Raw genomic sequence first — 25,884 nt, forward strand, 5'->3', positions numbered from 1 at the left:
ATCGCTGAAGGCCTTCGGCCTTATCGCAGCCTGCGGCAGCGGCTACAGGTCACGCTTGCCGCTTGAGAAACTCATGCACGTTGTTGTGCTTGAAGTTCAGCTCGGCATCCAGCTCGCTCATCTCGAACGACAACGCCAGCAGGCGCTGGGCCTGGAGTGGAGCGAAGTGCGCCTTGATGATCTCGAACAGTGCCTCGGCGACTTTGCGCCGGGTCGCCAGGTCGCGCCCGGCGCCAACCTGCAGGCGCATGTGGACGAAGGCGTAGTCGTGCTTGCCGTCGGCCATGCGCCAGGTGTCCAGGCGCACGCCGCGGCTGCGGATGCCGCCGAGCGGAAATACGCCGCTGGCCCCGAGGCAGTGGTGAACCTTCTCGAACAGCCCCGGCAGGTCGGCGGCCTGCTCGATGTTGTCGGTGTATTCAGCGATGAAGTGCGGCATGTGATCCTCCTTGCGGGCGAACCTTCGGCGGCCAGCCCTGGAAATCCAGGGCTGGGTTGGCGAGGTTGGCGTGGCGTCTAGAGTGGGAAAATGGCGTTGATCTGGCCGGTGCCGGAGCTGCCGAAAAGCGCGGTGACGATCTCCGCCGGCCGGTTGTATTCGGGGCCGCCGAGCAGGCCCAGGAGCATGGCGGTGTCGTGCATCCGGCCTTCGCCGAAGCAGTGCTCGGCGTAGTCCGGGAGCATCGAGCAGAACTCGCGAAAGCGCCCCTGTTGCCACAGCTCGACCACCCGCAGGTCCACCTGCTTGTCGAATTCGCGGGTCCAGTTATGGATATTGGCTTCGGCCTCGCGGTCGTCGGAGAAGCGGTGCGACAGCGAGCCGGAGGCCAGTACCAGGACCTTGCGGTCGCTCTTTTCGATGGCCCGGCGCACCGCGGCGCCGAAGGTGAAGCTGTCCTCGAGCTTGTGCCAGGCACACCAGGCGGCGATGGAAATCACCTGGAAATGCTGCTCCGGCGGTACGTCCATGTGCATGTAGCGCATCGGCACCAGGGTGCCGTACTCCAGCTCCAGGCTGGGGATGTTGTGGGCGAGGGTGCGCACATCGGCGGCGTTGGCTTCGGCGGCAATCAGCTCGCCCAGCGCCGGGCAGCCGCTGTAGTCGTAGTCCATGTTCTTGATGAAGTGCGGCAGTTCGTTGCTGGTGTAGGTGCCCTTGAAGTGCTCGCCGCAGTTGATGTGGTAACCGCTGTTGACCAGCCAGTGGACGTCGAACACTACCGCGGTGTCGGCCCCCAGTTCGCGGGCGCGGCGGGCGATTTCCTTGTGTCCGGCGATCGCCGCTTCGCGACAGCCGTGGTGCTTGCCCGGCAGTTCGGACAGGTACATCGATGGAACGTGGCAGACCTTGGCGGCCATGACGACTTCGCCCATGGTGCTTCTCCTGAAACATCTTATTGTTCGGCCCTGTAGCCGCTGCCGCAGGCTGCGATAAGGCTCGAAGAGCCTTCCTGCGAGCTTGAGGAGCACGCCCCCTTCGTACGGAGTGCCGCCCAGACCGTTCGCAGCCTTCGGCAGCGGCTACAGGATTGCAAAACCTTACACGCCCCAGCGCGGGATGTGGTGGCTGCCCATGGAGATACAGATGTTCTTGATCTCGGCAAACACCTCGAAGCTGTACTCGCCGCCTTCGCGGCCCGTGCCGGAGCCCTTGACCCCGCCGAACGGCTGGCGCAGGTCGCGCACGTTCTGGCTGTTGATGAACACCATGCCGGCCTCGATACCACGGGCCAGGCGATGGGCCTTGCCGATGTCCTGGGTCCAGATATAGGAGGCCAGGCCGTACTCGGTGTCGTTGGCCAGTCGCAGGGCCTCGGCTTCGTCCTTGAACGGGATCAGGCAGACCACCGGGCCGAAGATCTCTTCCTGGGCGATGCGCATCTTGTTGTTCACATCGGCGAACACCGTCGGCTGGATGAACTGGCCACGGCTCAGGTGCGCCGGCAGGTTGGCCGGGCGCTCCAGGCCACCGGCGAGCAGGGTGGCGCCTTCATCGATACCGATGCGGATGTAGCCGGTGACCTTGTCGTAGTGGGCCTGGGTGATCATCGAGCCGACCTGGGTCTTGGGATCGGTTGGGTCACCGACGATCAGGCGCTTGGCGCGGGCCGCGAATTCGGCGACGAACTGCGGGTAGACGCTTTCCTGGATGAAGATCCGGCTGCCGGCGGTGCAGCGCTCGCCATTGAGCGAGAAGATGGTGAACAGCGCCGCGTCCAGGGCGCGCTCCAGGTCGGCGTCTTCGAAGATCAGCACCGGCGACTTGCCGCCCAGTTCCATGGAGTATTTTTTCAGCCCCGCGGTCTGCATGATCTTCTTGCCGGTAGCGGTGCCGCCAGTGAAGGAAATCGCCCGCACGTCCGGGTGGCGCACCAGGGCATCGCCGGCGGTGGCGCCGTAGCCCTGGACGATGTTCAGCACACCATTGGGAATGCCGGCTTCGACCGCCAGGCGCCCCAGTTCGTTGGCGGTCAGCGGCGACAGCTCGGACATCTTCAGCACCGCCGTGTTGCCCAGCGCCAGGCACGGCGCGGTCTTCCAGGTGGCGGTCATGAACGGCACGTTCCACGGCGACACCAGGGCACAGACGCCGACCGGCTGGTACAGGGTGTAGTTGAGCATCTGGTCATCCACCGGATAGCTGTGTCCATCCATGCGGGTGCAGACCTCGGCGAAGAAGTCGAAGTTGTGCGAGGCGCGGGGGATCAGCACGTTACGGGTCTGATGGATCGGCAGGCCGGTGTCGAGGGTTTCCAGTTCCGCCAGGTGCGGCACGTTCTGGTCGATCAGCTCGCCCAGCTTGCGCATCAGCCGCGCCCGTTCCTTGGCCGGGGTGTTGGCCCATTTCGGAAAGGCTTCCTTGGCGGCTGCGACCGCCTGGGCGATTTCCTCGGCACCGCCGCTGGCCACTTCACCAATGGCTTCGCCGGTGGCCGGGTTGTAGTTGGTGAAGACGTCTTGGCTTTCGACCTCGCGGCCGTTGATCCAGTGTTTGATCATTTATGCGTGCTCCTTGGCCGCCAGTTGCGTGTCGTGTTGTGCCTTGATCCTGAAGAACTCCGCCTCGCCGACGATGCGGTTGACCAGCCGGCCGACGCCTTCGACTTCCACCACCACCTCATCGCCGGGCACCACGTCGGACAGGCCTTCGGGGGTGCCGGTGGCGATCATGTCGCCGGGTTGCAGGGTCATGAAGCTGGACAGGTATTCGATCAGGTAGGGGATATCGAAGATCATGTCGGCGGTAGTGCCTTCCTGGCGCAACTCGCCGTTGACCCAGGTGCGCAGCTTCAGCCGGTTCGGTTCGGGCACGTCGGCGACGTCGACTATCCAGGGGCCCACCGGGGTGGTGGCGTCGCGGTTTTTCACCCGCAGGTTGGGCCGGTAGTAGTTTTCCAGGTAGTCGCGGATCGCGTAGTCGTTGCACACCGTGTAGCCGGCCAGGTAGTCCAGGGCGTCCTCGCGCTTGACGTTGCGCGCGGTCTTGCCGATCACCGCCACCAGTTCGCACTCGTAGTGCATGTAGGCGACGTTGTCCGGGCGCCAGGTGACCTGGTTGTGGCCGGTGTAGGTGCCGGGGGACTTGATGAACACCAGCGGCTCGGTCGGCGGCTTGAAGGCCAGTTCGGCGGCGTGGTCGGCGTAGTTCAGGCCCAGGGCGAACATGCTGCCGGTGGCCGGTGGCAGCCACTCGACCTGATCCTCGGCGAGCACACGGCCATCGGCCAGTTTCACGCTGTTGGGCGCGTTGACCACGACCTCGTGGACCTGGCCTTGATAACGGATGCGGGCGTGTTTCATGGCGGCTCCTTATTCGGCGGCTGTTTCGGCAACAACGTGATTGGCGAGACGGCCCAGGCCGCTGATCTCCACTTCGATGCGGTCGCCGGGCTTGACGTCGACGCGACCTTCGGGGGTGCCGGTGATCAGCACGTCGCCCTCGTGCAGGGTCATGAACTCGCTGAGTTCGGCGATCAGCTGGGGAATGCCGCGCACCAGGTTGGCGGTGCTGTTGCGTTGCAGCAGTTCGCCGTTGACCCACAGCTTCAGTTCCAGCCCATGGGGATCGCGTACCTGGTCCGCCGGCACCAGTTCCGGGCCGAGGGCGCAGAAGCCGTCGCGGCACTTGGCCTTGACGGCGGGGCGGTAGTAGCTGTCTTCCGGCAGGCTGAATTCGTTGACGATGGTGTAGCCGGCGACGTGCTGCAGGGCGTTTTCCGCGCTGACCCGGCTGGTGCTCTTGCCGATCACCACGCCCAGCGCCGGGCCCGGTTGCAGGCGCTCGACACCCTTCGGATAGATCACGGCGCCGCCGTGGACGTTGCGCGTGTTGGGGGTCTTGATGAACAGCACCGGCTTGACCGGTGGCTTCTGGTAGGGCGGCTGGGTGAAGGATTCCAGGTGGCTGCGCAACAGGCCCTGGTAGTTCAGCGCGACGCCGAACAGGGTGCCGGTGGCGACTTCATGCAGTGCACGGCTCATTGTGGTGTTCTCCTGAGCATCGCGGAAGACGAGATGATTTCGTTAATGTGTTAACGTTATATTTAATATGTTAACGATCGTCAAGCGCCGGCCATGAGCCGACCACGAACTGTCCGCCCCGTACTGGTGAACAGGCCGCGAATCACGCAGGATGTGGGCACTTGCTGCGGGTAAAAATAAAAAAGCGCTGTGGGCGAAAATAGAAAAGCGCCGCGAGCGAAAAAAAGAGACACGCCACCATGAGCGATCGCCAGCCGATCCCCAACATCAATATCGGCCAGGTCTACGACCAGCGTTACGCCGACTCGCAGGTGCATTACGACAAGCTGAGCAACCTGGCCGGGTTCTTCGGCCGCAACATGCCGGTGCACCGCCACGACCGGTTTTTCCAGGTGCATTACGTGAAAAGCGGCGCGGTGCGGGTCTATCTCGACGACCAGCAGTACCTGGAGTCGGGGCCGATGTTTTTCCTCACGCCGCCGACCATTGCCCATTCCTTCGTCACCGAGGCCGACAGCGAAGGCCACGTGCTGACCGTGCGCCAGCAGTTGGTGTGGGAGCTGATCGAAGCCGACAGCCGTCTGGCCAGCGGCCCCCAGGTGGCGCCGGCCTGCGTGGCCCTGGCGCGCCTGGACCCGGGGTTCGCTGGCGAGGCACGGCGCCTGGAGTTGCTGTTCGATGAGTTGCAGGAGGAAGTCGCCGGGCAGGGCGCCGGGCATGCGCCGGCGCTGGAGGCACTGACCCGGTTGATCCTGATCAGCCTGCTCAGGCTCTCGGCCAATTCCCTCAAGGCGCGCCCGGCACGGCATGAAGACCTGCAGATCTTCCATCGCTTCAACGAACTGATCGAAGCCCAGTACCTGGAGCATTGGCCGCTGTCGCGCTATGCCGGGCAGATCGGCGTCACCGAGGCGCGCCTCAACGACGTCTGCCGGCGCATCGCCGACCTGCCGTCGAAACGCCTGGTGTACGAGCGCCTGATGCAGGAGTCCAAGCGCCTGCTGCTGTTCACCGCCAGTTCGGTGAACGAAATCTGCTACCAGCTGGGGTTCAAGGACCCGGCGTATTTCAGCCGGTTCTTCCAGCGCTACGCGAAGATGACACCGGGGGAATACCGGGCGCGCCAGGACGCGGCGAAACCCTGGTCCTGAAGGCGAAAAAACTGGGAGGGCCAGTGTCCGCCGTGGGACAATCGGCGCCTTTGTCCGACAAGGAAAGTCCCATGTTGCAGCGCACCCTGATGGTCCTTTTACTGACGGCCAGCGCCACCCAGGCGATGGCGCAGGACGCCGCGGAAAAGGTGCCCTTGCTGCGCCAGACCAAGGAATGGATCACCGGCTGCGACAACCTGCGCAGCTGCCACGCCCTGAGCGCGCCCAACGGCGAGCACGGCGTGCAGTACAGCAGCCTGACCCTGCATATCCAGCGTCGCGCCGGCGCCGATGGCCCGCTGGAGATACGCCTGGATCAGCGCGGCGAACCCGCCGAACTGTCGGCCTTGCGTCTCGACGGCCAGCCGTTGGAGCCGCAACTGCTGGACGCCCTGGTGCTGTTGCCGGAAAAGAAGGGCGCGCAAATCCAGGTCACCCGCTATGAAATCGCCGACCCGACCCGGGCCCGCCAATGGCTGGAACGCCTGCGCAATGCCGAGGAACTGAAGCTGGCAGGGAACGACGAAGCCCGGGTGCCGTTGTCCGGTTTGTCGGCGGCGTTGTTGCTGATGGACTCGGTACAGGGCCGGGTCGATGGCGTGACCGCGTTGTGGCGGCCCGGCCAGCGTCCAGCCAGCGAGGTCCCGGCGCGGCCGCTGCCGGCGCAATTGCGGGCTTTTCCGGGGGCACCGGAACTGACGGAGGCGGAGCGCACGCGGATCTCGGCGGCTGCCGTGGAATTCGCCGCCCCGGGCACGCCGAATGACGACGAGGACTATGTGGCCGAGCCCCAGGTCGAGGTCTATCCGCTGACCGCGCAACGGGCCTTGACGGTGGTGCTGAGCGACTGCGCGGCCTACAACTGCGATTACCTGATCAGCAGCTGGTCGCGCGGCAATCCGCCGAAGCTCGAGGAACTGCGCCGGCAAGCCTTTCCCATGGACAACGCGGACGGATCGGGTGGCGCCCACTACGACCCCAAGACCGGAGTGCTGACCACCTTTTATCTGGGGCGCGGCATCGGCGACTGTGGTGAAAGCGGGCGCTGGCTGTTCGACGGCGAAAGCTTCCAGCTCAGCGATTACCGAAAGATGCCGACTTGCAACGGCCTGTCCTCCGAAGACTGGCCGCGGCTGTGGAGCATCGCGCCGCCGGCCAACCGCTGAGGCGTTTCAGGCCAGGCCTGGATGGCGACGCTCGAACTTCTGTTCCAGCACGGTCTTGCCCCACTGCGCTGCGGGTTGTTCCTCCACCAGCTGGAAGCCGAAGGCCTCGTACAGATGGCGGGCGGCGTTCAGGCCGCTGAAGGTCCACAGGTAGCAGGATGCTGCCCCCACCTGGTCGCAATGCTCCAGCGCCGCCTTGAGCAGCAGGCGACCGGTGCCGGTGCCACGGGCCGCTTCGTCGAGGATGAACCAGCGCAGATGGGCACTCTTGTCGGCCTGAGGGTGGTCCGAGTCGCCGCCGAGATCGATGGCGATCGAGCCGACGATCTGTTCGTCCAGCACGGCCAGCCAGATGCCGTTAGCCGGGTGGTCCAGGCGTTCGCTGAACTCCGCCAGACCCGCCGCGACGCGCTGTTCAAAGAACTGCCCGAAACCCACCAGCTTTGAGTAGTAGTGCGCATGCAGCTCGGTGATGCGGCCGATCATGCCTGGCCGATAGCCGCGCTGCACGCTGGGGATTGTCGCGGCGATCTGCCCATGGCCCAGGCGACAGGCCTGCAGCGCCTGGCCATAACTGCGCAGGCCAGCGACCACCTGGCTTTGCTCCCGTGGCGCAAGCAGGCGCAGAGCCTGTTGCACCTGGGCGCTGCCAAAGGCATGGAGGGCGGCGACCTGTTTGCGCCCGCTGGCGGTCAGGCCCAGCAGCTTTTCCCGGGCATCGGTGGGGCTGGGGCTTTCCTGGATATCGCCACGTTCGATGAGCTTGGCCAGCAGGCGGCTGACCGAGGACTTCTCCAGGTTCAGAGTCTTGCCCAGCTGGGCGGCGGTGAGCGGGGCGTGCAGATCGAGTTCGATCAGCGCATGCACCGCCGAAGGCGCAAGGTCGGAGCCGGCCAGGGTGGCGCCCATAAAGCCAAGTTCGCGCACCAGTTTGCGCGATTCGTTGCGGATCTGATCCACCAGCGGCGTAGGAGAGGACATGGCGAGGCTCCATATGTGGTTGTATGGTGCAACTATATGTCTGCCCGATGGCAAAATCCATAGGGACACAGGCGCCTGGCTCAACACCGATCAGCCAAGCGCAGGTGACCCCCTGTAGGAGCGAAGCTTGCTCGCGATAGGCTTGAGGGCGCCGCGTTTATCCAATCTGTACGCGTTATCGTTAACGACCATCGCGGGCAAGCCTCGCTCCTACAAGTGGCCGTCTTTCAGCCAATGGCCAGCGTGGATGCCTGTTGCTCCAGGCGAGTGGGAACCTGAATGCTCGGCGGCACCTTACCCAGCACCAGGTCCGCGGCCTTTTCGCCGATCATGATCGCCGCCGCGTTGGTATTGCCGGTGGTCAGGCTCGGCATGATCGACGCATCGGCCACCCGCAGGCCCTGCAGGCCGTGGACCCGCAGCTGGTCGTCGACCACCGCCTGCTCGTCGTGGCCCATCTTGCAGGTGCCGACCGGGTGGAACACGGTGCCCAGGTTGTCGCGAATCCACTGCTCGATTTGCGCCTGGCTTTCTACCTGCGGGCCGGGTACCAGCTCGCCCTTGAGGCGCCGGGCGAAGGCCTGGCTCGCCGCCAGCTTGCGCACCAGGCGCACGCCCGCCACCAGCTTGCGCAGGTCCTCCGGGTGGCTGAGGAAGTTGCTGTCGATGATTGGCTTGTCATGGGGATCGGCGGAGTTGAGCCGGACCTGGCCACGGCTTTGCGGGTGCATCACGGCGATGTGCAGGCTGACGCCATGGCCCAGGGGCACCAGGCGCTGGGGCTGGTTCTTCAGCGCCGGGGCGACGATCAGGCCCAGTTCCGGCGCGGCGTCCTCGGCTTGCAGGCGCAGGAAGCCGCCGGACTCCACGGTGTTCGAGGTCAGCGGGCCGCTGCGCCGGCTCAGGTATTGCCAGGGCGAGCGGGCCAGGGGCAGCAGGCCCTTGGCCGACAAACCGTAGGTCAGCTCGCTGTCGCAGCGGTACATCAGCACCACGTCCTGATGGTCCTGCAGGTTGTGACCGACCCCCGGCAGTTCATGGCGCTGGGCGATGCCATGGCGTTCCAGCTCGGCGGCCGGGCCGATGCCGGAGAGCAGCAGCACCTGCGGCGAGTTGATCGCCCCGGCGCTGAGGATCACTTCGCGCCGGGCCTGGAGTTGGAACACCGCGCCCTCCTGGCTGACCTCGACGCCCCGGGCGCGGTTGCCTTCCAGCAGCACCCGGTGGGTCAGGGTCGAGCTCAGGACAGTGAGGTTGGGCCGCGACAGCGCCGGGTGCAGGAAGGCCCGCGCGGCGCTGCAACGCTCGCCGTTGATCTGGGTGACATGGAAGGGGCCGTAGCCTTCCTGCTCCTCGCCGTTGAAGTCCGGGTTGTAGCGCCAGCCCAGTTCCTCGGCGGCCTGGTAGAACACCTCATTGATCGGGCTCGGGCTGCGTTGCGCGGCGACGTTGAGTTCGCCGCCCTGGCCATGCCAGGGCGAGGCACCGGGCTCGAAGTGCTCCGAGCGCAGGAAGTACGGCAGCAGTTCGTCGTAACTCCAGCCCTGGTTGCCGGCCGCGGCCCAGCGGTCGTAGTCGCTGCGGTGGCCGCGGATGTAGATCATGCCGTTGATCGCGCTGGAGCCGCCCCAGAGCCGGCCGCGGGGGCAGGGGATCGGGCGGTCGCCGCTGGCGGCCTGGGCGCTGAACTGGTGCATCCAGTTCCACTTGGGGTTGGCGATCAAGCGGATGATGCCCGCCGGGGTGCGCACATAGGCGCCGGGGAACAGGCTCTGGTCGCTGGGGCCGGCTTCGATCAGGCAGACGCTGAGCTGCGGATCGGCGGACAGCCGGTTGGCCAGCACGCAACCGGCCGAGCCGGCCCCGACCACTATGTAGTCGAACGAACGCGGGGCGGAGTCAGTCATGGGAAATACCTCGTTGGCAGTGAGAAGCAGGTTCACAACCCCAGCGCCGCGCCGACGTCGTACATGACTTGCAGGCCGACGACAAAACCGTTGCCGCTCAGCTCGCGGGCCTCGGGGTTGTAGAAATTGTCCGGGTTGATCAGGTACTGCACGCTGGGTTCGAGCGCCAGGTGCCGGGTCAGGGCGAAGTGGCCGTTGGCCTCGATGGCGTAGACATTGCGTTCGCCCAGGCTGGGGTCGCCGCCGTTGGCGATCCGTGCCTGCTGCTGGAAGCGCAGTTGGTGGTCGTTGAGGCGCAGGTAGCTGGCCTTGAGGTTGAGCTTGTCCTGGGGGCGGTCGAAGGGCGCCAGGTAGGTCAGGCCGATTTCGGCGAAATGGCTGAAGGGCTGCTTGTCGTCGGCGGCCAGGGACAGCGAGCCGAACGCCAGCAGCGCCTGGGGCGCGGTGCCCTGGCCGCCGTCGGCCCGCCAGAAGCCTTGCTGGAACTTGAAGAAGGCGCCGCCGGTGCCGTGCTCGCTGGCACCGGTCAGCGGGTCGTACTGCTTGGAGGTGTTGTAGTAGCCGTTGAGTTCGTAGCGGGCGCTGTAGGCGCCGTCGTTCTTGCTGCCGATGCCCAGCAGCAGGCTGGTGCCGCTGGCGTCGTCGGTGCTGAAGTCCAGGCCCTTGCGTTTTTTCAGGTAGTCCACCGGGTTCGATTCGAAGGCGCCGGCATGCACATACAAGCCCGGCGTCGCCTGGTACTTCAGGTAGCCGCCCCAACTGCCGTAGGGCGGCGGCAGGATGCCGGTGGACGCATCGATGATCGGGTCGTTGCAGGTGACCAGGGTTTCGCAGTTGTAGATATAGAAGTAGCGCCGGGCGTTGGTGCGCCCCAGGCTCATGTCGAGCTGGCCGTCGAGCCAGGTCTGCTGGTAGGTCAGCAGGCTCAGCTGGTTGCTGGTGATGTCGTTGTGGATCGGCGCGCCGGCGAAATAGCTGCCGGCGGCGCCTTGCCAGTTGCGCGAGGTCGGCTGGCCGGTGGCGGTGTCGAGGATGAAGAAGGTTTCCTCGAAATGAACGGCCGCGCCTTCGAGGCCGGCGAGGGTCTCGAGGTCGAAATCGGCGCCGACGAACAGGTCGCCGCTGTTGCCGAAGCTGTGTTCCCGCGGACCAGTGTCGAGGTTGTTCATCGACAGGCTCCAGAACTGCACATGGGGTCGGATGCCGTAGCCGGCCAGTTGCTCGCCGAGCCCGGCCAGCGGGCCTTCGCGGCTGGGCGCCGGAGTCCCGGCCTGGCACAAAGGGGTGAACAGGACAGCCGCCAGCAGCGGGCACAGCAGGGGAGTGCTTTTCATGGTCGATACTCGTTTTTTGTTGTTCTTGTGGTGAGTCGTTTGGGGTTCGCTGTCCTGTAGCCGCTGCCGCAGGCTGCGATCGGCTGCGAAGCAGTCGTGCTCTTGACGCTCGCTGGAAGGCTCTTCGAGCCTTATCGCAGCCTTCGGCAGCGGCTACAGGTCATGCCTTGGCCAGCGATGGGTTGGGATTGACCAGCACCTTGATCTGGCTCTTGTCCCGCAGCAGTGCCTCGAAGCCATGCTCCACGGCCTGGTCCAGGGTCACGCAGCGGGTCACCGCGCGGGTCAGGTCCAGGCGGCCGCTGGCCAGCAGCTCGATCAGCGGCGGGTAGGCGTTGCGATAACCCACGCTGCCGAGCAGGCGCAGTTCGTGGTTGACCAGGTGGAAGGCATCGACGCTGACCTCGCCCATCAGGCCCACCAGCACCACCTCGCCGCCCTTGCGCAGGGCATGCAGGGCCAGGCTCAGGGTCTGCTGGCTGCCGGCGGCCTCGAAGGCCGTGTCGACGCCACCGCCGCTCAGTTCGTGCAGGCGTTGCGGCAGGTCGGCGGCGTGGCCGTCGAGCACTTCCTGGGCGCCGAAGTCACGGGCCAGGCGCCGGCGTTCCGGGCTGATGTCCACGGCGAAGATCCGCTCCACGCCGCGCAGGCGCGCCAGCAGGATCAGCAGCAGGCCGATGGGGCCGAGGCCGAACACCACGCAGCTGTCGACAGCCAGCAGGCTGCTCTGGTTCAGCGCATGAAAGGCCACCGCCGCCGGCTCCAGCACCGCAGCCTGCTTGAAGCTCACCGAGTCCGGCAGCGGGTGCAGCATGTAGCCCGGCACCAGCACCTGTTCGGCGAAACCGCCGTCGCCCATCAGGCCGATAAAGCCCATGGACTGGCAGAGGTTGTACTGGCCGGCGCGGCAGTACTGGCAATCGCCGCAGCGATACTCCGGCTCCACCGCCACCCGGCTGCCGACCCGGACCCGCTCGACGCCCGCGCCCACCGCCAGCACCTGGCCGCAGAATTCGTGGCCGAGGGTCAGGGGCGCGCGGCAACCGGACAGCGGGTGGGGCACCTGTTGCGGAATCGAGTGCGGGCCGTCGGCGTATTCGTGCAGGTCGCTGCCGCAGATACCGCAGTAGGCCACCTGGACCAGCACCTCGCCCGTGCCGGGCTGTGGCAGTTGCAGATCGCTCAGGCGCAGGTCGCGGGCGGCATGCCAACGCAATGCTTTCATGGCTGGTTTCCTTGCAGGGCGGAAGACGGGGAAGGTTCGGTGCGGCGGCCGCGAGCCAGGACCGCCGGCGCGGTTTCCTTGAGGAACAGCGCCAGCAGCGCGGCCAGCAGGGCGCCGCCGCAGGAGATCCACATGACGATGGACAGGCCGAAACGGTCGGCGGCGAAGCCGGCGATGGTCGGCGAGACGAAGCCGCCCACCAGCTCGCCGATGCCCATGATCATGCCCAGGGCGGTGGCCATGACTTCCCGGGGCACGGTTTCCGCCGGGATGGTGGCCATGAACAGGGTGAAGCAGCCAAGGCCCGTGTAGGTCAGCAGCATCAGCACGCCCATCAGCAGCGGGTTGTTGGCGTAGAGCAGGGCGATCGGGCAGCAGGCGGCGATCAGCGAGAACAGCACCAGGGTCGGGCGGCGGCCGAAGCGGTCGGAAATCGCCGCCACGCCGAAGCCCCACAACACCCAGGCGCCGCCCAGGCAACTCATCACCGTGCCCATGCTCGCCGGGCTGTAGCCACGGACCTTGACCAGGAAGGTCGGGGTGAAGGAGATCAGGATCACGAACCAGGTGAGGAACACGCAGCTGATCAGGGTGCAGAGCACGATGTTGCGGCTTTTCAGCAGGGCCAGGCGATTGACCGGTGCTTTGTCGCTGTCGCTGGTGGTTGCTGGTGCTGGTGCATCGTTGCGCACATAGCGCCAGATCAGCAGGGCGATCAGCAGCCCGGGAATCAGCGAGACGATAAAGGCATGGCGCCAGCCGTAGGCTTCGGCCAGGCCGATCAGCACCGGCGGGCCGATCACCGCGCCCAGCAGCCCGGCCGCCGAACCTTGCAGCAGGCCCATGTTCAGGCCCCGGCGATGGGGCGAGGAGGCCTCCACCATCAGCGATTGCGAGAGCGGCAGGATCGGCCCTTCGGCCAGGCCCATGATGCCGCGGAACAGCAGCAGGCTGAGAAAGCCGGTGACCAGCCCCGACAGCGCTGAGCACAGGGAAAACAGGATCACCGCGACGATCAGCAGCGGCTTGCGCTTGCCGCGGCGGTCCGACCAGGCCCCGACCAGTGCGCCGGACACTGCCCAGGCCAGGGCCAGGACCGACGACAGCATGCCCAGGTGGCTGTTGCTCAGTTGCAGCTCGTCGGCCATGAAGGGGAACAGGAAGGACAGGGCCAGGCGATCGAAAAAGACGAAACCGAACGTCAGGAACAGCACGCCCAGCAGGATGTTCTCGTAACCGGCTTTATTGTTGTTGTAAGCCATGGTCGTTCTCCGCGGGAGGGACAGGTGAAAGCCGAAACTTCAGCGAAACAGCGTGTCGATATAGGCCGCGCCGAGGCCGATCTTTTCGTAGTGCGCGCGGCACATGGCGATGTAGGAGTGCACGTCGAAATAACCCTCCGGCTCGCCCTGTTCGTCGAGCCAGATCAGCGGGCCCTTTACGATGAAAAACGCGCGCATCGGTTGCTCGTGCTCGTAGGCCACCAGGGTGTGGCCTTCGCCCGGGGTCTCGTAGACGAAGTCGCCGGCGGTGGCGGTCCAGTCGTGCTCCAGGTAGCCCCACTTGCCGGACAGGGTGTAGGCGAACACTTCGTGGGGGTGGTAATGCCGGTTCACCAGCCCGGCGCTGCTGGCCATGAGGATGTCGCACCAGCGGTTCTCGCTCGGCGAGATCCACAGCGGCCGCGAGGACACGGTTTCGGTGAAGGGCACATAGAGCTTCAGGTCGTCGCTGGCGGCATTGGGCAGGTAGACCTCGGGCTTGGCGTCCGGCTTGAAGCAATTGGCGATCGGTTGCAGGTCTTTCCAGAATTCACGGCTGGCGGCTTCGGGCATGGTCGGCCTCTAGGTATGGTGGGAGTCGAGGCGACTTTAGGCGCGGCGCGCAGGCGGGGTTTTATCGAATCGGACGGGATTGTTGACTGGATCGGACGAGGCTTTCCCTACAGGCTCCAGGGACGCGGTTTACCCTGGCAATCGACTTGTGGCCAACGTGTTTCACGTTGACAGGGTATAAGGTTCATATATTAATGAACGGCCGCGGCCGGTATGTCCGCGGCCTCGGTATCCGGTCACTGCCTTGCCGACCGGCGAATGTTTTCCAGCCCATGAGAAGAATAAAAATGTCTCCATGCGCCTTGCTCGAAACCCGGCATGCCTGCACCCAGAGCATCGCCCTGGATCAGCGGCTGACCTTCTGGGAGGACTACAACGCCTCCACCCTGGTCGGCCTCAAATGCACCTCCTTTTGTGAAAGCGGTTTTGCCGCCAGCCAGGACAACCTGCAGCTGGAGGGTATGCGCCTGGCGCAGATCGAGGGCAACGAGCACGTGGTCGAGCGTGACAACTCGATGATCCGCTCGGTGCCCAAGGAGTCGGTGTTCGTGTCCTTCGTCACCGGCAGCGGCTCGTTTTTCTATCAGGACGGCGCCTGCCAGTTGCTCGAACCGGGCGAGTTGATCGTCTACCGCACCGACAAACCCTACCTGTTCGGGTTCTCCGGGCCGATGCGCCAGTTCATTTTCGACATTCCCCAGGAACTGTTTGCCGAGCGCTGCCTCAAGCGTTTCGACCGCCCGCTGAAGATCGGCGGGCAAAGCGGCGTGCAGCGCCTGTTGCTGCGCACCCTGGGCGAACGCACCCGGGGCTTTTTCCAGCAGCCCTTGAGCCAGGACGCCGACTATTACCAGAACCAGGCGTTGGAGCTGTTGGGCAGCCTGATTGCCGGGCAGGTGGGAGAGCGGCGGATCAATGCGCTGAGCGCCTCCTACCTGCTGGCAGCCAAACAGTGCATCAACGAACAACTGGCCGACCCGGAGCTGAGCTGCGAACGGGTGGCCGCGCAAACCGGCATTTCGCCGCGGCACCTGAGCCGGCTGTTCGCCCTGGAAGACACCCAGCCCAGCCGCTTTATCCTGGAAAAACGCCTGCAACAGGCCCATGACCTGCTGGGCAGCCCAAGGGGAGCTGGCCTGGATATCGGCGAAATCGCCTACCGCCACGGCTTCACCAGCCAGGCCCACTTCGCCCGGGCGTTCAAGGTCCATTACGGCCAGACCCCGAGCGAAGTGCGCAGGACTCTGTAGCCGCTGCCGCAGGCTGCGATCGGCCCGCAGGGCCGTTGCGGTNCGGCAGCGGCTACAGGGTCAGTCGTCGTTGAGGAAGGTTTGTGCCAGATCGTCGATCAGCTGGCGCTGAAAGGCCTGGAACTGTGGATTCGGCTGCTGCAGCTGCACGAACTCCAGCATCGGGTCGCTCACCGCGGTCCTGACGCCGGCCAGTTCCTCGACCGTCGCCAGCCCGCAGAAGGGCACATAGGCCTCGGAATAACCGCCTTCATGGACCAGCACCAGGCGCCCCTGGCACAGGCGCTCGGCGGCTTCGCGCACCTGGCGGGTCATGGCGCGGAACGAGTCGCTGTGCAGCAGCATCCGCGCCAGCGGGTCGACCGCGTTGGCGTCGTAACCACAGGCCACGATGATCAGTTCCGGCTGGAAGCGCTCCAGGGCCGGCATCACGATGCGTTGCAGGGCATGCAGGTAGGCATCGTGGCCGCTGCCGGGCAGCAGCGGGATATTGATATTGGCCCCCAGCCCGGCGCCGCGGCCGCGGTCCTGCTCGCCGCTGTAGCCGGGCGGGAAGCAGCCGTCCTGGTGCAGGGAAATGGTCAGCACATCGCCGCGTTCCTCGAAGATCGACTGGGTGCCGTTGCCGTGGTGCACGTCCCAGTCGATCACCGCGACCTTGCCCAGGCCACGCCTGGCCTTGGCCGCCTCGATGGCGATGGCGATATTGGCCAGGAAGCAGAAACCCATGGCGCCGTCGGCCAGGCAATGGTGTCCCGGCGGGCGGGACAGGGAATAGGCGTTGTCGGCTTCGCCGCCGAGCACCGCGTCCACCGCGGCCATGGCCAGGCCGGCGGAAAGCCGGGCGATCTCGTAGCTGCCCGGGCCGATCGGCGCTTGCGGGCCGAGTTCGCCGCCGCCGGCCTTGCTCAGGGCCTTGAAGCGTTGCAGGTACTCGGCGCTGTGCACCCGCAGCAGGTCCTCCTCGCTGGCGGCCGTGGCGCTGCGCATCTGCAACTGGCGGGTCAGGCCGGAGACGTCCAGCAGGCTTTTCAGGCGGCGCTTGGTTTCCGGCGATTCGGCGTGCCCGGCCGCGGCGGGCGGTTGTACCCAGCCGCCCACCGGCAGGGTCAGCGCATGGGGCCCGGCGCTGTGCCAGAGGCTGAGTTCATCGAAGAAAAACGCGGTTTTACGGGGCATGGGCATCTCCATCTATGGGGAAATCTGTAGTCGCTGCCGAAGGCTGCGATAAGGCCGAAGGCCTTCAGCGATCTTAAGACCGTGCGCCCGCTTCGCGGTCGATCGCAGCCTGCGGCAGCGGCTACAAGGGGCAGGGTGTTCAGGGATTGCGCCGACAGCCGAGGATCAGCGCCAGCGACAGCAGGGTCAGGCAGGCCCCGCCGATCAGCAGTGGCTGGAAGCCGCCGCTGCTTTCAATCAGCCGGCCGGCCAGCGCGGGGCCGATGGCCAGGCCGCCGCCGATCACCAGGTTGGAGGCGTTCATCAGCTTGCCGGAGCGGTCGAGGTCGGCCAGGCAGGCGAGGATCAGCGGCAGGATGAAGGTCCAGGTGAACTTGAAGACCAGGGCGGCGAGGGCGAAGCGCGCCAGGCTCGGGGCGCCCAGCAGCAACAGCACCGAACCGGCCATCAGGCCATAGCCGAACAGCAGCAACAGCAGGCGCGGCAGGCGATTGCCGATCAGCGAGGCGCAACCGGCGCCGACGATGCCCATGACCGTGGCGACGGCCAACAGCTCGCCGCTGGCTTCGGCGGAGATGCCGGCCTTGGCGCTGATCGAGCCGATAAAGGTCCAGACCCCGCTGAGGCTGATATAGAAACCGAGGATGCCGAGAATGCCCCACAGCGTTTTCCACTTCGGCACGGCGGCGGCCTGCTCCGCGGTTTTTTCCGTGGCCGGCGCGCCCTGGGGAAAGTAGCGCGCCAGGGGCAGGCACAGGGTCATCAGCAGCGCCAGCAGCAGGTAGCAGGCCGCCAGGCCGTAGTGCTCGAACAGCCGCGGCAGAATGCCCAGGCCCAGCGCCCCGACCACCAATTGCCCCATGACCCACAGGCCATAGGCCCGGCTGGGGTTGGCGGTGGAGGCTGCGCTGGACAGGCAGATGATCATCAGCGAACCGCCGGCCAGGGCACTGCAGAAACGCAGGGCCAGCAGCGCGCCGTAGCCCTGGGCCCAGATCGACAGCAGGTTGGCGACTATGAACAGCGCCCCGGCCAGCAACGCCGCGCGGCGCCAGTCGACGCGCTTGAGCCACCAGAAGGCGGGCAGGGTGGCCAGGCTCATGGCCCCCAGTTCGGTGGAAAACAGGTCGCCGATCTGCGACGGGCTCAACTGCCATTGGCTGGCCAGTTGCGCGGCCACTGCCGGGGCGGTCATGAGGATGGTCGGGGTGATGGCGGCGAACAGCACGATGGCCGCCAGCAAGGCCAGCGGCGATGCGGTACTCGGCTGGTCGCCGCTGAGCGCCTGGCGCTTGTCGATCATGGGGGTATTCATGGTGGGTAGCTCCGGAAAAAGCGCTTCAGAACACATGGACCAGACGCAACAAGGCGTCGGTGCCGTGGTAGCCATTGCGGGTGGCGACGTTTTGCGAGAGGCCGAACATCAGCTGGTTCTGCTTGTCGAGCCAGTGACCGACCTCGAAGCCGACCTGGGTGTAGCGCTTGTGGCTGTCATCGATGCGCTGGTCGTTGATCCGCAGCTCGCCGCCGTCGGCGTGGATCAGCCGCAAGGCACCGTAGGTGCTGGCGCTGAAGTCGTAGGAGGCGAAGGCTTGCAGGCGGTACAGCGGGTCCTGTTTCAGGTCGCTGCCGAAATAGTCGTCGTTCTTGCCATAGAGCTGGGTTTCCAGGTTGGCTTCCAGCACCCACTTCTCGCCGACGCCCTGGGTGTAGTTGTAAACGAAGGTCGCGCCCCAGCGGTTGGCGCCCGGCGAGACATCCGGATTCTCGCTGTGGTATTCGCCCACGGGCAGGGTGATCAGGGTCAGCAGGCCGCTGTAGGTACGGCTGGCCGGGTCATTGATGAAGAACAGGGTGCCGCCGACCTGCGGGTCGCCGAAGCCGCTTTCGCCGGTGTGACGGCTGGCGCCGGGCAGGCGCGCGTCGATATCGGCGAAGGGCACAATGAATTGCGGGGTGCACAGGGTGCCGCAGATATCGGTGAAAAATACCTGGCGATAGGCCAGGGCGTTGACCTTCAGCTCGGCCTTGCCGGTGCTGTCGGCGGGGCCGTGGAAGTCGTCGGCGCGGGTCGCCGGCAGGTACAGCACACCGAGGCTGGTGCCCGAGGGCGCGCCGAAGAAGTCGCGGGCGTTGAGGTCGGCGGCGCTGGCGTTCAGGCTCAGCAGGGTGCCGGTGAAGGCCAGGGCGGTGCGGCGCGGAAGCGTTCTGGTCATGGGCGTCACGTCTCTTTTTTAAAGTTGTTGTGCGGCGAAAGGCTCGCCGGTACGCGGCAGTGGCTGGAAAAAGGGCAAAAGCGCCCCGTGGCCGTCAAAACGACAGCGCGAAAGTCAGTGGTGGGAGCGAGGGTCTGTACGAAAAGTCGGCGAGCGAAGGGCAGGCAAGGCAAAAACAGGCGAGGAAGCGGAGTTTAGGGACCTAAATGAGCATTCCGAGCCTGTTTTTAACGCAGCATGACCGAGCGCAGCCACTTTTCGTACAGAGCCTGGTAAGCGTCAGTCGGGCGGAGCGTGCAGCAGGTGGGCGATGCGGGTCTTGTCCTTGACCCCGAGCTTGTTGTAGATGGCGCGGATGTGATGGCGCACGGTGTTCGGCGACAGGCCCAGCTCGCGGGCGATTTCCTTGTAGGTCTTGCCTTCGCCGAAGCCCAGGGCCACGTCGTTTTCCCGTGGGCTCAGTTGGGTCAGCAGCGTGCGGCCGCGGGCGGCGAGGAGGAACAGGTCGCCCACCGGCGAGGCCTCGAATTGCAGGTGCCGGCCTTCATAACCGCCGTCGACCACGGGCACGGGCAGGCAGGGGCCGCTCCAGTCCGGCCATTCGCCGAGCAGCAGGTCGACAAAGCCGCGTTCGGCGCAGTGCAGGGTGCCGCGCTGGTCGCACACCGCCAGCGCCAGGTTGCGCGGGCTGGTGAGGGTTTCGCGCATGGCCACCAGAGTGCGGATCTGATTGGCCGACACCGCGGCCACCAGGTGCAGCATCAGGTTGTTCAGCAGCAGGCAGTCGTCGGCGTCGAAGCGCTTGGCGCCGGGGGCACGATACAGCGCCAGGTGATCGCTGAGGTGGGTCTGCGGGTCGATGTACACCACGCACAGCAGTTCGCCGATGTTGTAGGTCGTGCCCAGCCAGTTCAGGCCGGGACCGTTGGCCGGGTCGCGCATGTCGACTATCACCGCCTGGCCAGGGTGGGCATGGACCCGGCCGACGGTGACGTCGACGTGCTTGATCGACTGCCAGTCCGGCAGGTAGCTGGGGGGCAGGCGGTGGAGGTAGGAGCTGTGTTCTTCCGGCAGGCCGTCGATCAGCGCGGCGCGGCCCCACCAGGCGCTGTCGAAGGGCAGCAACTGGCCGATGCGGTTCAGCGCATGGCCATGGAAATGTTCGATGTCCTTGTGCTGCGCCAGGCGCTGCAACTCCAGGGTCAGCGAGCTGAAGGCTTGCAGCAGGCTGGCGTGACCATGTTCATGACGGCTCATGGGGTATTCCTCTGTGCGACTTTCTTATTGTTTTCGTCACGGAGTCAGTAAGGACCGGAACGTCCAGGGACGTGGGCAGGGCCTGGGCACGAGTATCCTCGGCCCGGCGGGGGATCGCTATCCTACAGATGCAGGATGAAGAGGGGCGCTGGCGGGGATATTGGTTTCTGTAGGAGCGAGGCTTGCCCGCGATAGCCGCGCAGCGGCGATACATCAGCCAACGCGCGTTATCGTTGCAGATTTATCGCGAGCAAGCTTCGCTCCTACAGAAGATCAGAAGATCAGAAGATCAGAAGATCAGAAGATCAGAAGATCAGAAGATCAGAAGATCAGAAGATCAGAAGATCAGAAGACCAGCAGACCAGCAGATCAGGCCGCCTGGACGGCCCGCTGCAACCGATGGAAACCACGGCTGAAATACACCAGCGAATCGCCGTGTTCGCGCACGCAGATCTCATCCAGTTGCACCAGCATCACCGAATGGGTGCCGATTTCCTGGACCTCGGTGATCCGCCCTTGCAGGCTGGCCAGGGCGCCGTCCAGCACCGGCAGGGCGTCCTGGCCGTCGCGCCAGGGGTGCAGGCTGAAGCGCTGCTCCATCTCCACCCCGGTCATGCCGGCGAAGTGCCGGGCCACTTCTTCGTGTTCGCCGCACAGCACGTTGACGCAGAGTCGACCGTTGCGCTTGAACACCGGGTTCAGGGCGCTGTTGCGGTTGACGCAGACCATCAGGCTGGGCGGGCTGTCGGTGACCGAGCAGACCGCGGTGGCGGTGATGCCGCAGCGTCCGGCCGGGCCGTTGCTGGTGATGACGTTGACCGCCGCGGTCATGTGCGCCATGGCATTGCGAAAGGCCTGTTGCTTGGGATCGAGTTGAGTCATGACAGATTCCTCGGGGTGAGCCGCGACCGTTGCTTGATACCTGTAGGAGCCAGCTGGCTGGCGATGGGGCGGCAACTATGACGCGGGCATCGAGACACCGCTTCTGCGCAGCTATCGCGAGCAAGCTCGCTCCTACAGAGTCGGAGCAGCGCTTACTGACGGATACGGTCGAGCATATTGATGTCGTCCGGGTTGGTCAGGTGCGGCACCGTCCAGCCGTCGAGGTCGTAGTCGCCGAGGCACTTGTCCACCAGCTCGGTCATGGCTTTCATCGAGCCGGTGGCCTGGGCATGGCGCAGGCACTGCATGCGGATTTCGTCCTGGCTGCCGGCGTAGTTGATTTCGTACAGCTCGTGGCGGCCGCCGAACTCGGTGCCGATGGCATCCCACAGCAGCTTGAGGATCTTGATCCGCTCCTCATGGCCCATGCCCGCCGAGCCCCGGCAATAGGTGCTCAGGTACTGGTTGAGGACCGGGTCCTTGAGGTCGCGGGAGCCGGACGGCAGGTAGATCAGGCCGCTGGCCACCACCTGCTCGATGATCTTCTTGATGTCGGTGTAGGCCTGGGGCGCCAGTACCCGGTAGGCCTGCAAGGCCTGGGCGCTGGGCAGGAAGGCGCCATTGAGCCATTCGCTGGCGTTGCCGTGCATGGCGTCGGTCAGCGACCAGAACAGGTTGCGCCAGGCCACCACCTCGCCGACCTGCGCCTGCACCCCGCGAAACTCCAGGGAACCGGTGCACTGCAAGGCCTTGACCAGCAGCCCGGTGATGAAGTCGAGCTTGACCGCCAGGCGGGTGCAGCCCTGCATCGGGAACAGCCGGCCGAAACCGCCTTGGGGGAACCACTGCCGGCAGCGCTCGAAGTCGCGGTAGATCAGCACGTTTTCCCAGGGGATGAACACCTTGTCCATGATCAGGATCGCGTCGTTCTCGTCGAAGCGGCTGGACAGCGGGTAGTCGAACGGCGAACCGGTCATGCCGGCCTGCAGTTCATAGGACGGGCGGCAGATCAGCTTCATGCCGCGGGTGTTCATCGGCGCGATGAACATCAGGGCGAAGTCGGTGTTGTCCCCCAGCAGCTGCGCCGAGCCCTGACCGACGAAGTTGTAGTGGGTCAGGGCCGAGTTGGTGGCCACCACCTTGGCGCCGCTGACGATGATCCCGCCCTCGACTTCCTCGTCCACCGAGATGAACACGTCCTTGACCTGGTCCACCGGTTTGTCGCGGTCGATCGGCGGGTTGACGATGGCGTGGTTGAGGTACAGGCAGGCTTCCTGGATGCGCTTGTACCAGGTGCGGGCGTTGTCCGCGAACTGACCGTAGAACTCCGGGTTGGCGCCCAGGGCGCTGCCGAAGGCGGCCTTGTAGTCCGGGCTGCGGCCCATCCAGCCGTAGGTCAGGCGCGACCACTCGGCGATGGCGTCGCGCTGCTGGCGCAGGTCGTCGGCGCTTTTCGCCGAGCGGAAGAACTTGTGGGTGTAGCCGCCGTTGCCGGTGTCGGTGGCCCAGCACAGCTTGTCCTTGGTCTCGGGGTCGTGCAGGGCGTCGTAGAGGCGCGCCATGGAGGCGGCGGAATTGCGGAACGCCGGGTGGCTGGTCACGTCCTTGACCCGGTCGCCATAAATGTAGATTTCGCGATCATCGCGCAGGCTGGCCAGGTATTCGGCACCGGTCAGCGGGCGGTTGGTCTCGGCACGGAAGTCTTCGGGTTTCATCATCCACTCCAGTCATTGTTGTTATGCGTTGTCTTTACGAGCTGGGGCCCATGATGGGCAGGACGGGGCGGCGACTGAATGGCTTTTCCGGCGAATGAATTGCACTTTTCATGGGAGGCGTGTCATGGGGGGCATGGGGATGGTCATGGGGACGGATAATGGCGCGAGGCCAGCTGTCTCAGCGGTGAAACACTCGTCGGCCGGCGAAAATATTTTTCTCAGGAGCCTGCAAAAAACCTAAAGCGCTGCCGATATCGCTATTAGGGCCACACACCAACTACAACAGTGGCGCCTACCTGTCAGGCCGCCAGCCGCCGCTGGTGACAGGGTTCAGTGCATGGATGCTCGCAGTCCTCAATTCCCGAGAGTCATCCTATGTCCCTACGTAATATGAATATCGCGCCTCGAGCCTTCCTCGGTTTTGCGTTCATCGCGTTGCTGGTCATCGCGCTGGGTGTGTTCGCCGTCAACCGCATGTCGATCATCCGACAGGCCTCCCTCGACATGGAAAGCAACCAACTGCCCAGCGTAGGGTATCTCGGCAACGTCACCGAAAACGTGCTGCGCCTGCGGATCCTCTCGTTCCGGGTGCTGGTCAACCGCGAGCCGGCCGGCCTGCAGGAAGCGCAGGCGCGCATCGACGTGCTGGTGGACAAGCTCAAGCAGGCCCAGGCCAGCTACGCCGCCTTGCCGATGGTCGAGGAGGAAGCGGCCCTGTACAAGACCTTCGCGGCCACCCTGGAACAATACCTGCACGCCCAGAGAGACATGATGGAGCTGTCGCGACAGAACAAGCTCGAGGAACTGCGCGCCCTGATCAATACGCGGATCAAGGACGGCACCGACCAGATGGGCGAACAGTTGAACAAGCTGGTGGCGATCAACAAGGCCGGGGCGACCCTGGCGTCGAACCTGGCCGGCAAGCATTACAGCAGCGCCATCAGCGGCATCGTAGCCGTCGCCGTGATTGCCGCGTTGCTCACAGTGCTGCTGGCCTGGCTGCTGACGCGCAGCATCGTCACCCCGTTGAACCGCGCGGTGCTGGCTGCGCAGACCATCGCCGCGGGCGACCTGACCAAGGCCATCGAGATCGACGGCAAGGACGAGCCGGCCCGCCTGCTCGCGGCGCTGAGCGAGATGCAGGGCAACCTGCGCAAGACCATCGAACAGATCTCCGGCTCGGCCACCCAGCTGGCCTCGGCCTCGGAAGAGCTCAGCGCGGTCACCGAGGAAGCCTCCCGTGGCTTGCAGCAGCAGAACAACGAAATCGAACAGGCGGCCACCGCGGTCAATGAAATGACCGCCGCCGTGGAAGAGGTGGCGCGCAATGCCGTGTCGACTTCCGAAGCCTCGCACCAGTCGACCCAGGCCGCCCGCGAAGGCCGCGACCGGGTGGTGGAAACCGTCGACGCGATCCAGACCATGACCCACGACGTGCAAAGCACTTCGGTGATGATCGAAGGCCTGGCCACCCAGGGCCGCGACATCGGCAAGGTGCTGGACGTGATCCGCGCCATCGCCGAACAGACCAACCTGCTGGCCCTCAACGCGGCGATCGAGGCGGCCCGCGCTGGTGAGGCCGGGCGCGGTTTCGCGGTGGTGGCCGACGAAGTGCGGGCCCTGGCCCATCGCACCGCGCAATCGACCCAGGAAATCGAAAAGATGGTCGCCGGCATCCAGAACGGCACCGGCGAGGCGGTGCAGTCGATGCAGCAGAGCAACCAGCGCACCCAGAGCACCCTGGAAATGGCCCGCGCCGCCGGTGTGGCCCTGGAGCAGATCGCCGAATCGATCAACCTGATCAACGAGCGCAACCTGGTGATCGCCAGCGCCTCGGAAGAGCAGGCCCAGGTGTCCCGCGAGGTCGATCGCAACCTGGTGAATATCCGCGACCTGGCCACCCAGTCGGCCGCCGGGGCCAACCAGACCAGCGCCGCCAGCCATGAGCTGTCGCGCCTGGCGGTGGATTTGAATGCGATGGTGGCGCGCTTTGTGATTTGAGTTAGGGTTGTTGAATGCGTGCCCAAGGAGAGCGAGATGCGCTATTCAGCCTTGACCCAACGGATCGCCGGCGAAGGTGCCGCGGCCTGGCAGATTCACTACCGCGCCCTGGAGCTGCGCGAGCAGGGCGTCGATGTGTTGCTGCTGACCATCGGCGACCCGGATTTCGACACCCCCAGGCCGATCGTCCAGGCCGCCATCGATAGCCTGCTGGCGGGCGACACTCACTATTCGGAGGTGCGCGGCAACCGTTCGCTGCGCACCCGCATCGCCCATCGGCATGCCAGCCGCAGCGGCCAGGCGGTGAACGCCGAGCACGTGGTGGTGCTGCCGGGGGCGCAATGTGCGGTGTTCTCCGTGGCCCAGTGCCTGCTCGACCCCGGCGACGAGGTGCTGGTCGCCGAGCCCATGTACGTCACCTACGAAGGGGTGTTCGGCGCCTGCGGGGCCAAGGTGCTGCCGGTTCCGGTGCGCCCGGAGAACGGCTTTCGCGTCGAGCCATCCGCTGTTGCTGCGCGCATCACGCCCAAGACCCGCGCGCTGATGCTCAACAGCCCGAACAACCCCTCCGGCGCCAGCCTGTCCCGGGACACCTGGCGGGCCCTGGCGCGCCTGTGCGTCGAGCATGACCTGTGGCTGATTTCCGACGAGGTCTACAGCGACCTGCTGTTCGACGGCGAACACATCAGCCCCGGCAGCCTGCCGGGCATGGCCGAGCGCACGGCGACCATCAACAGCCTGTCCAAGTCCCATGCCATGACTGGCTGGCGGGTCGGCTGGGTGGTGGCGCCCCAGGCCCTGGCCGGGCACCTGAGCGATCTGGCGCTGTGCATGCTGTACGGGCTGCCGGATTTCGTGCAGAACGCCGCGGTGGTGGCGCTGGACGCCGACTTGCCGGAGCTGGAGCAGATGCGCGAGGAGTATCGCCAGCGCCGCGACCTGGTGTGCGCACAGTTGAGCCAATGCCCGGGGCTGAAACCGGTCAAGCCCGATGGCGGCATGTTCGTCATGGTCGATGTGCGGGAAACCGGCCTGGGCGCCCAGCAATTCGCCGAGCTGCTGCTGGAAGGGCACGGCGTCTCGGTGCTCGCCGGCGAGGCCTTCGGCCCCAGCGCGGCGGGGCATATCCGTATCGGCCTGGTGGTGGACCAGCAACGCCTGGCCGATGCCTGCCAGCGGATTGTGCGTTGTACCCAGGATCTGCTTGAAGGCCGAACCTCAAAACGCCGCTGACGGTGTGGCCGCCAAGGAACCTGTAGGAGCGAGGCTTGCCCGCGATGGCCGTTAACGATTACGCGGACTC

General features: G+C 65.5%; 22 protein-coding genes and 1 pseudogene. 6 read left to right on the forward strand and 17 right to left on the reverse strand.

Annotation, left to right across the window (positions count from 1 at the left end; all coding sequences use genetic code 11):
- Positions 1-49 precede the first annotated feature (49 nt).
- From ACTJKT_RS26220 to ACTJKT_RS26240, 5 genes are all read right to left on the reverse strand, one after another.
- Complete coding sequence (locus tag ACTJKT_RS26220; RefSeq protein ID WP_440789121.1) at positions 50-439, reverse strand: 5-carboxymethyl-2-hydroxymuconate Delta-isomerase; 390 nt, start codon at positions 437-439, stop codon at positions 50-52.
- A 77-nt stretch (positions 440-516) separates the two neighbouring features.
- Positions 517-1,374, reverse strand: coding sequence for a 3,4-dihydroxyphenylacetate 2,3-dioxygenase (gene hpaD, locus ACTJKT_RS26225; RefSeq protein ID WP_440789122.1), 858 nt, complete (start codon positions 1,372-1,374; stop codon positions 517-519).
- Between the two features lie 165 nt (positions 1,375-1,539).
- Positions 1,540-3,000, reverse strand: coding sequence for a 5-carboxymethyl-2-hydroxymuconate semialdehyde dehydrogenase (gene hpaE / locus ACTJKT_RS26230; RefSeq protein WP_440789123.1), 1,461 nt, complete (start codon positions 2,998-3,000; stop codon positions 1,540-1,542).
- Positions 3,001-3,801 (reverse strand): fumarylacetoacetate hydrolase family protein, encoded by an 801-nt coding sequence (locus ACTJKT_RS26235; protein WP_440789124.1) that lies wholly within the window; start codon positions 3,799-3,801, stop codon positions 3,001-3,003. It abuts the gene before it with no gap.
- Positions 3,802-3,810: 9 nt separating this feature from the next.
- Positions 3,811-4,482: a fumarylacetoacetate hydrolase family protein gene (locus ACTJKT_RS26240; RefSeq protein ID WP_440789125.1), complete on the reverse strand. Its 672-nt coding sequence runs from the start codon at positions 4,480-4,482 to the stop codon at positions 3,811-3,813.
- A 239-nt stretch (positions 4,483-4,721) separates the two neighbouring features.
- On the opposite strand from ACTJKT_RS26240, the gene hpaA reads away from it, so the two are divergent.
- Entirely contained in the window at positions 4,722-5,633 is a 912-nt protein-coding gene (gene hpaA / locus ACTJKT_RS26245; RefSeq protein ID WP_440789126.1) for a 4-hydroxyphenylacetate catabolism regulatory protein HpaA, read from the forward strand.
- Positions 5,634-5,704: 71 nt separating this feature from the next.
- Positions 5,705-6,799 carry a DUF1176 domain-containing protein gene (locus ACTJKT_RS26250; protein WP_440789127.1) on the forward strand — a complete coding sequence of 365 codons (1,095 nt, stop codon included), beginning with the start codon at positions 5,705-5,707 and terminating at the stop codon, positions 6,797-6,799.
- A 6-nt stretch (positions 6,800-6,805) separates the two neighbouring features.
- On the opposite strand, the gene ACTJKT_RS26255 is transcribed toward ACTJKT_RS26250, so the two are convergent.
- The 6 genes from ACTJKT_RS26255 to ACTJKT_RS26280 form a co-directional block, all read right to left on the reverse strand.
- Positions 6,806-7,780, reverse strand: coding sequence for a bifunctional helix-turn-helix transcriptional regulator/GNAT family N-acetyltransferase (locus ACTJKT_RS26255; protein WP_440789128.1), 975 nt, complete (start codon positions 7,778-7,780; stop codon positions 6,806-6,808).
- 227 nt (positions 7,781-8,007) lie between these two features.
- On the reverse strand, positions 8,008-9,687 hold the full coding sequence (locus tag ACTJKT_RS26260) for a GMC family oxidoreductase (protein WP_440789129.1): 1,680 nt from the start codon (positions 9,685-9,687) through the stop codon (positions 8,008-8,010).
- Positions 9,688-9,719: 32 nt separating this feature from the next.
- Positions 9,720-11,021 (reverse strand): carbohydrate porin, encoded by a 1,302-nt coding sequence (locus tag ACTJKT_RS26265; protein ID WP_440789130.1) that lies wholly within the window; start codon positions 11,019-11,021, stop codon positions 9,720-9,722.
- A 160-nt stretch (positions 11,022-11,181) separates the two neighbouring features.
- Positions 11,182-12,246 carry a 2,3-butanediol dehydrogenase gene (locus ACTJKT_RS26270; protein ID WP_440789131.1) on the reverse strand — a complete coding sequence of 355 codons (1,065 nt, stop codon included), beginning with the start codon at positions 12,244-12,246 and terminating at the stop codon, positions 11,182-11,184.
- A complete protein-coding gene (locus tag ACTJKT_RS26275) occupies positions 12,243-13,508 on the reverse strand; it encodes an MFS transporter (RefSeq protein ID WP_440789132.1) in 1,266 nt (421 codons plus the stop codon). The genes ACTJKT_RS26270 and ACTJKT_RS26275 overlap by 4 nt, the downstream gene beginning before the upstream one ends.
- A 39-nt stretch (positions 13,509-13,547) precedes the next feature.
- Positions 13,548-14,081: a 2,4'-dihydroxyacetophenone dioxygenase family protein gene (locus tag ACTJKT_RS26280; protein WP_053279413.1), complete on the reverse strand. Its 534-nt coding sequence runs from the start codon at positions 14,079-14,081 to the stop codon at positions 13,548-13,550.
- A gap of 287 nt (positions 14,082-14,368) precedes the next feature.
- Here ACTJKT_RS26280 and ACTJKT_RS26285 point away from each other — a divergent pair, with 287 nt between their 5' ends.
- A complete protein-coding gene (locus ACTJKT_RS26285; protein ID WP_440789133.1) occupies positions 14,369-15,331 on the forward strand; it encodes a helix-turn-helix domain-containing protein in 963 nt (320 codons plus the stop codon).
- A gap of 60 nt (positions 15,332-15,391) precedes the next feature.
- On the opposite strand, the gene ACTJKT_RS26290 is transcribed toward ACTJKT_RS26285, so the two are convergent.
- From ACTJKT_RS26290 to hpaB, 6 genes are all read right to left on the reverse strand, one after another.
- Positions 15,392-16,510 carry a class II histone deacetylase gene (locus ACTJKT_RS26290; protein ID WP_440789134.1) on the reverse strand — a complete coding sequence of 373 codons (1,119 nt, stop codon included), beginning with the start codon at positions 16,508-16,510 and terminating at the stop codon, positions 15,392-15,394.
- Positions 16,511-16,649: 139 nt separating this feature from the next.
- Positions 16,650-17,813 carry an MFS transporter gene (locus ACTJKT_RS26295; RefSeq protein ID WP_440789207.1) on the reverse strand — a complete coding sequence of 388 codons (1,164 nt, stop codon included), beginning with the start codon at positions 17,811-17,813 and terminating at the stop codon, positions 16,650-16,652.
- A 37-nt stretch (positions 17,814-17,850) separates the two neighbouring features.
- Positions 17,851-18,726, reverse strand: coding sequence for a transporter (locus ACTJKT_RS26300; protein WP_440789135.1), 876 nt, complete (start codon positions 18,724-18,726; stop codon positions 17,851-17,853).
- A gap of 279 nt (positions 18,727-19,005) precedes the next feature.
- On the reverse strand, positions 19,006-19,983 hold the full coding sequence (locus ACTJKT_RS26305; RefSeq protein WP_053279408.1) for a helix-turn-helix transcriptional regulator: 978 nt from the start codon (positions 19,981-19,983) through the stop codon (positions 19,006-19,008).
- 369 nt (positions 19,984-20,352) lie between these two features.
- Complete coding sequence (gene hpaC, locus ACTJKT_RS26310; RefSeq protein WP_053279407.1) at positions 20,353-20,865, reverse strand: 4-hydroxyphenylacetate 3-monooxygenase, reductase component; 513 nt, start codon at positions 20,863-20,865, stop codon at positions 20,353-20,355.
- A 152-nt stretch (positions 20,866-21,017) separates the two neighbouring features.
- The gene (gene hpaB, locus ACTJKT_RS26315) at positions 21,018-22,580 is read right to left on the reverse strand and encodes a 4-hydroxyphenylacetate 3-monooxygenase, oxygenase component (RefSeq protein ID WP_025808655.1); all 1,563 of its coding nucleotides are present in this window, start codon (positions 22,578-22,580) and stop codon (positions 21,018-21,020) included.
- A gap of 390 nt (positions 22,581-22,970) precedes the next feature.
- Between hpaB and ACTJKT_RS26320 the strand changes: the two are divergent.
- The 3 genes and pseudogenes from ACTJKT_RS26320 to ACTJKT_RS26330 form a co-directional block, all read left to right on the forward strand.
- A pseudogene (locus ACTJKT_RS26320) lies at positions 22,971-23,723 on the forward strand (MCP four helix bundle domain-containing protein); the annotation flags it as partial.
- Positions 23,718-24,581: a methyl-accepting chemotaxis protein gene (locus ACTJKT_RS26325; protein WP_371356829.1), complete on the forward strand. Its 864-nt coding sequence runs from the start codon at positions 23,718-23,720 to the stop codon at positions 24,579-24,581. The pseudogene ACTJKT_RS26320 and the gene ACTJKT_RS26325, both read left to right, overlap by 6 nt.
- A 36-nt stretch (positions 24,582-24,617) precedes the next feature.
- Entirely contained in the window at positions 24,618-25,814 is a 1,197-nt protein-coding gene (locus ACTJKT_RS26330; protein WP_440789136.1) for a pyridoxal phosphate-dependent aminotransferase, read from the forward strand.
- Positions 25,815-25,884 lie beyond the last annotated feature (70 nt).

Source organism: Pseudomonas sp. 22526, from assembly GCF_052044735.1.
Lineage (GTDB): Bacteria > Pseudomonadota > Gammaproteobacteria > Pseudomonadales > Pseudomonadaceae > Aquipseudomonas > Aquipseudomonas piscium.

Coding starts and splice junctions, on each gene's coding strand:
- ACTJKT_RS26220 (WP_440789121.1), bottom strand. CDS start 439: ATGCCGCACTTCATCGCTGAATACACCGACAACATCGAGCAGGCCGCC.
- hpaD (WP_440789122.1), bottom strand. CDS start 1,374: ATGGGCGAAGTCGTCATGGCCGCCAAGGTCTGCCACGTTCCATCGATG.
- hpaE (WP_440789123.1), bottom strand. CDS start 3,000: ATGATCAAACACTGGATCAACGGCCGCGAGGTCGAAAGCCAAGACGTC.
- ACTJKT_RS26235 (WP_440789124.1), bottom strand. CDS start 3,801: ATGAAACACGCCCGCATCCGTTATCAAGGCCAGGTCCACGAGGTCGTG.
- ACTJKT_RS26240 (WP_440789125.1), bottom strand. CDS start 4,482: ATGAGCCGTGCACTGCATGAAGTCGCCACCGGCACCCTGTTCGGCGTC.
- hpaA (WP_440789126.1), top strand. CDS start 4,722: ATGAGCGATCGCCAGCCGATCCCCAACATCAATATCGGCCAGGTCTAC.
- ACTJKT_RS26250 (WP_440789127.1), top strand. CDS start 5,705: ATGTTGCAGCGCACCCTGATGGTCCTTTTACTGACGGCCAGCGCCACC.
- ACTJKT_RS26255 (WP_440789128.1), bottom strand. CDS start 7,780: ATGTCCTCTCCTACGCCGCTGGTGGATCAGATCCGCAACGAATCGCGC.
- ACTJKT_RS26260 (WP_440789129.1), bottom strand. CDS start 9,687: ATGACTGACTCCGCCCCGCGTTCGTTCGACTACATAGTGGTCGGGGCC.
- ACTJKT_RS26265 (WP_440789130.1), bottom strand. CDS start 11,021: ATGAAAAGCACTCCCCTGCTGTGCCCGCTGCTGGCGGCTGTCCTGTTC.
- ACTJKT_RS26270 (WP_440789131.1), bottom strand. CDS start 12,246: ATGAAAGCATTGCGTTGGCATGCCGCCCGCGACCTGCGCCTGAGCGAT.
- ACTJKT_RS26275 (WP_440789132.1), bottom strand. CDS start 13,508: ATGGCTTACAACAACAATAAAGCCGGTTACGAGAACATCCTGCTGGGC.
- ACTJKT_RS26280 (WP_053279413.1), bottom strand. CDS start 14,081: ATGCCCGAAGCCGCCAGCCGTGAATTCTGGAAAGACCTGCAACCGATC.
- ACTJKT_RS26285 (WP_440789133.1), top strand. CDS start 14,369: ATGTCTCCATGCGCCTTGCTCGAAACCCGGCATGCCTGCACCCAGAGC.
- ACTJKT_RS26290 (WP_440789134.1), bottom strand. CDS start 16,510: ATGCCCCGTAAAACCGCGTTTTTCTTCGATGAACTCAGCCTCTGGCAC.
- ACTJKT_RS26295 (WP_440789207.1), bottom strand. CDS start 17,813: ATGATCGACAAGCGCCAGGCGCTCAGCGGCGACCAGCCGAGTACCGCA.
- ACTJKT_RS26300 (WP_440789135.1), bottom strand. CDS start 18,726: ATGACCAGAACGCTTCCGCGCCGCACCGCCCTGGCCTTCACCGGCACC.
- ACTJKT_RS26305 (WP_053279408.1), bottom strand. CDS start 19,983: ATGAGCCGTCATGAACATGGTCACGCCAGCCTGCTGCAAGCCTTCAGC.
- hpaC (WP_053279407.1), bottom strand. CDS start 20,865: ATGACTCAACTCGATCCCAAGCAACAGGCCTTTCGCAATGCCATGGCG.
- hpaB (WP_025808655.1), bottom strand. CDS start 22,580: ATGAAACCCGAAGACTTCCGTGCCGAGACCAACCGCCCGCTGACCGGT.
- ACTJKT_RS26325 (WP_371356829.1), top strand. CDS start 23,718: ATGCAGGGCAACCTGCGCAAGACCATCGAACAGATCTCCGGCTCGGCC.
- ACTJKT_RS26330 (WP_440789136.1), top strand. CDS start 24,618: ATGCGCTATTCAGCCTTGACCCAACGGATCGCCGGCGAAGGTGCCGCG.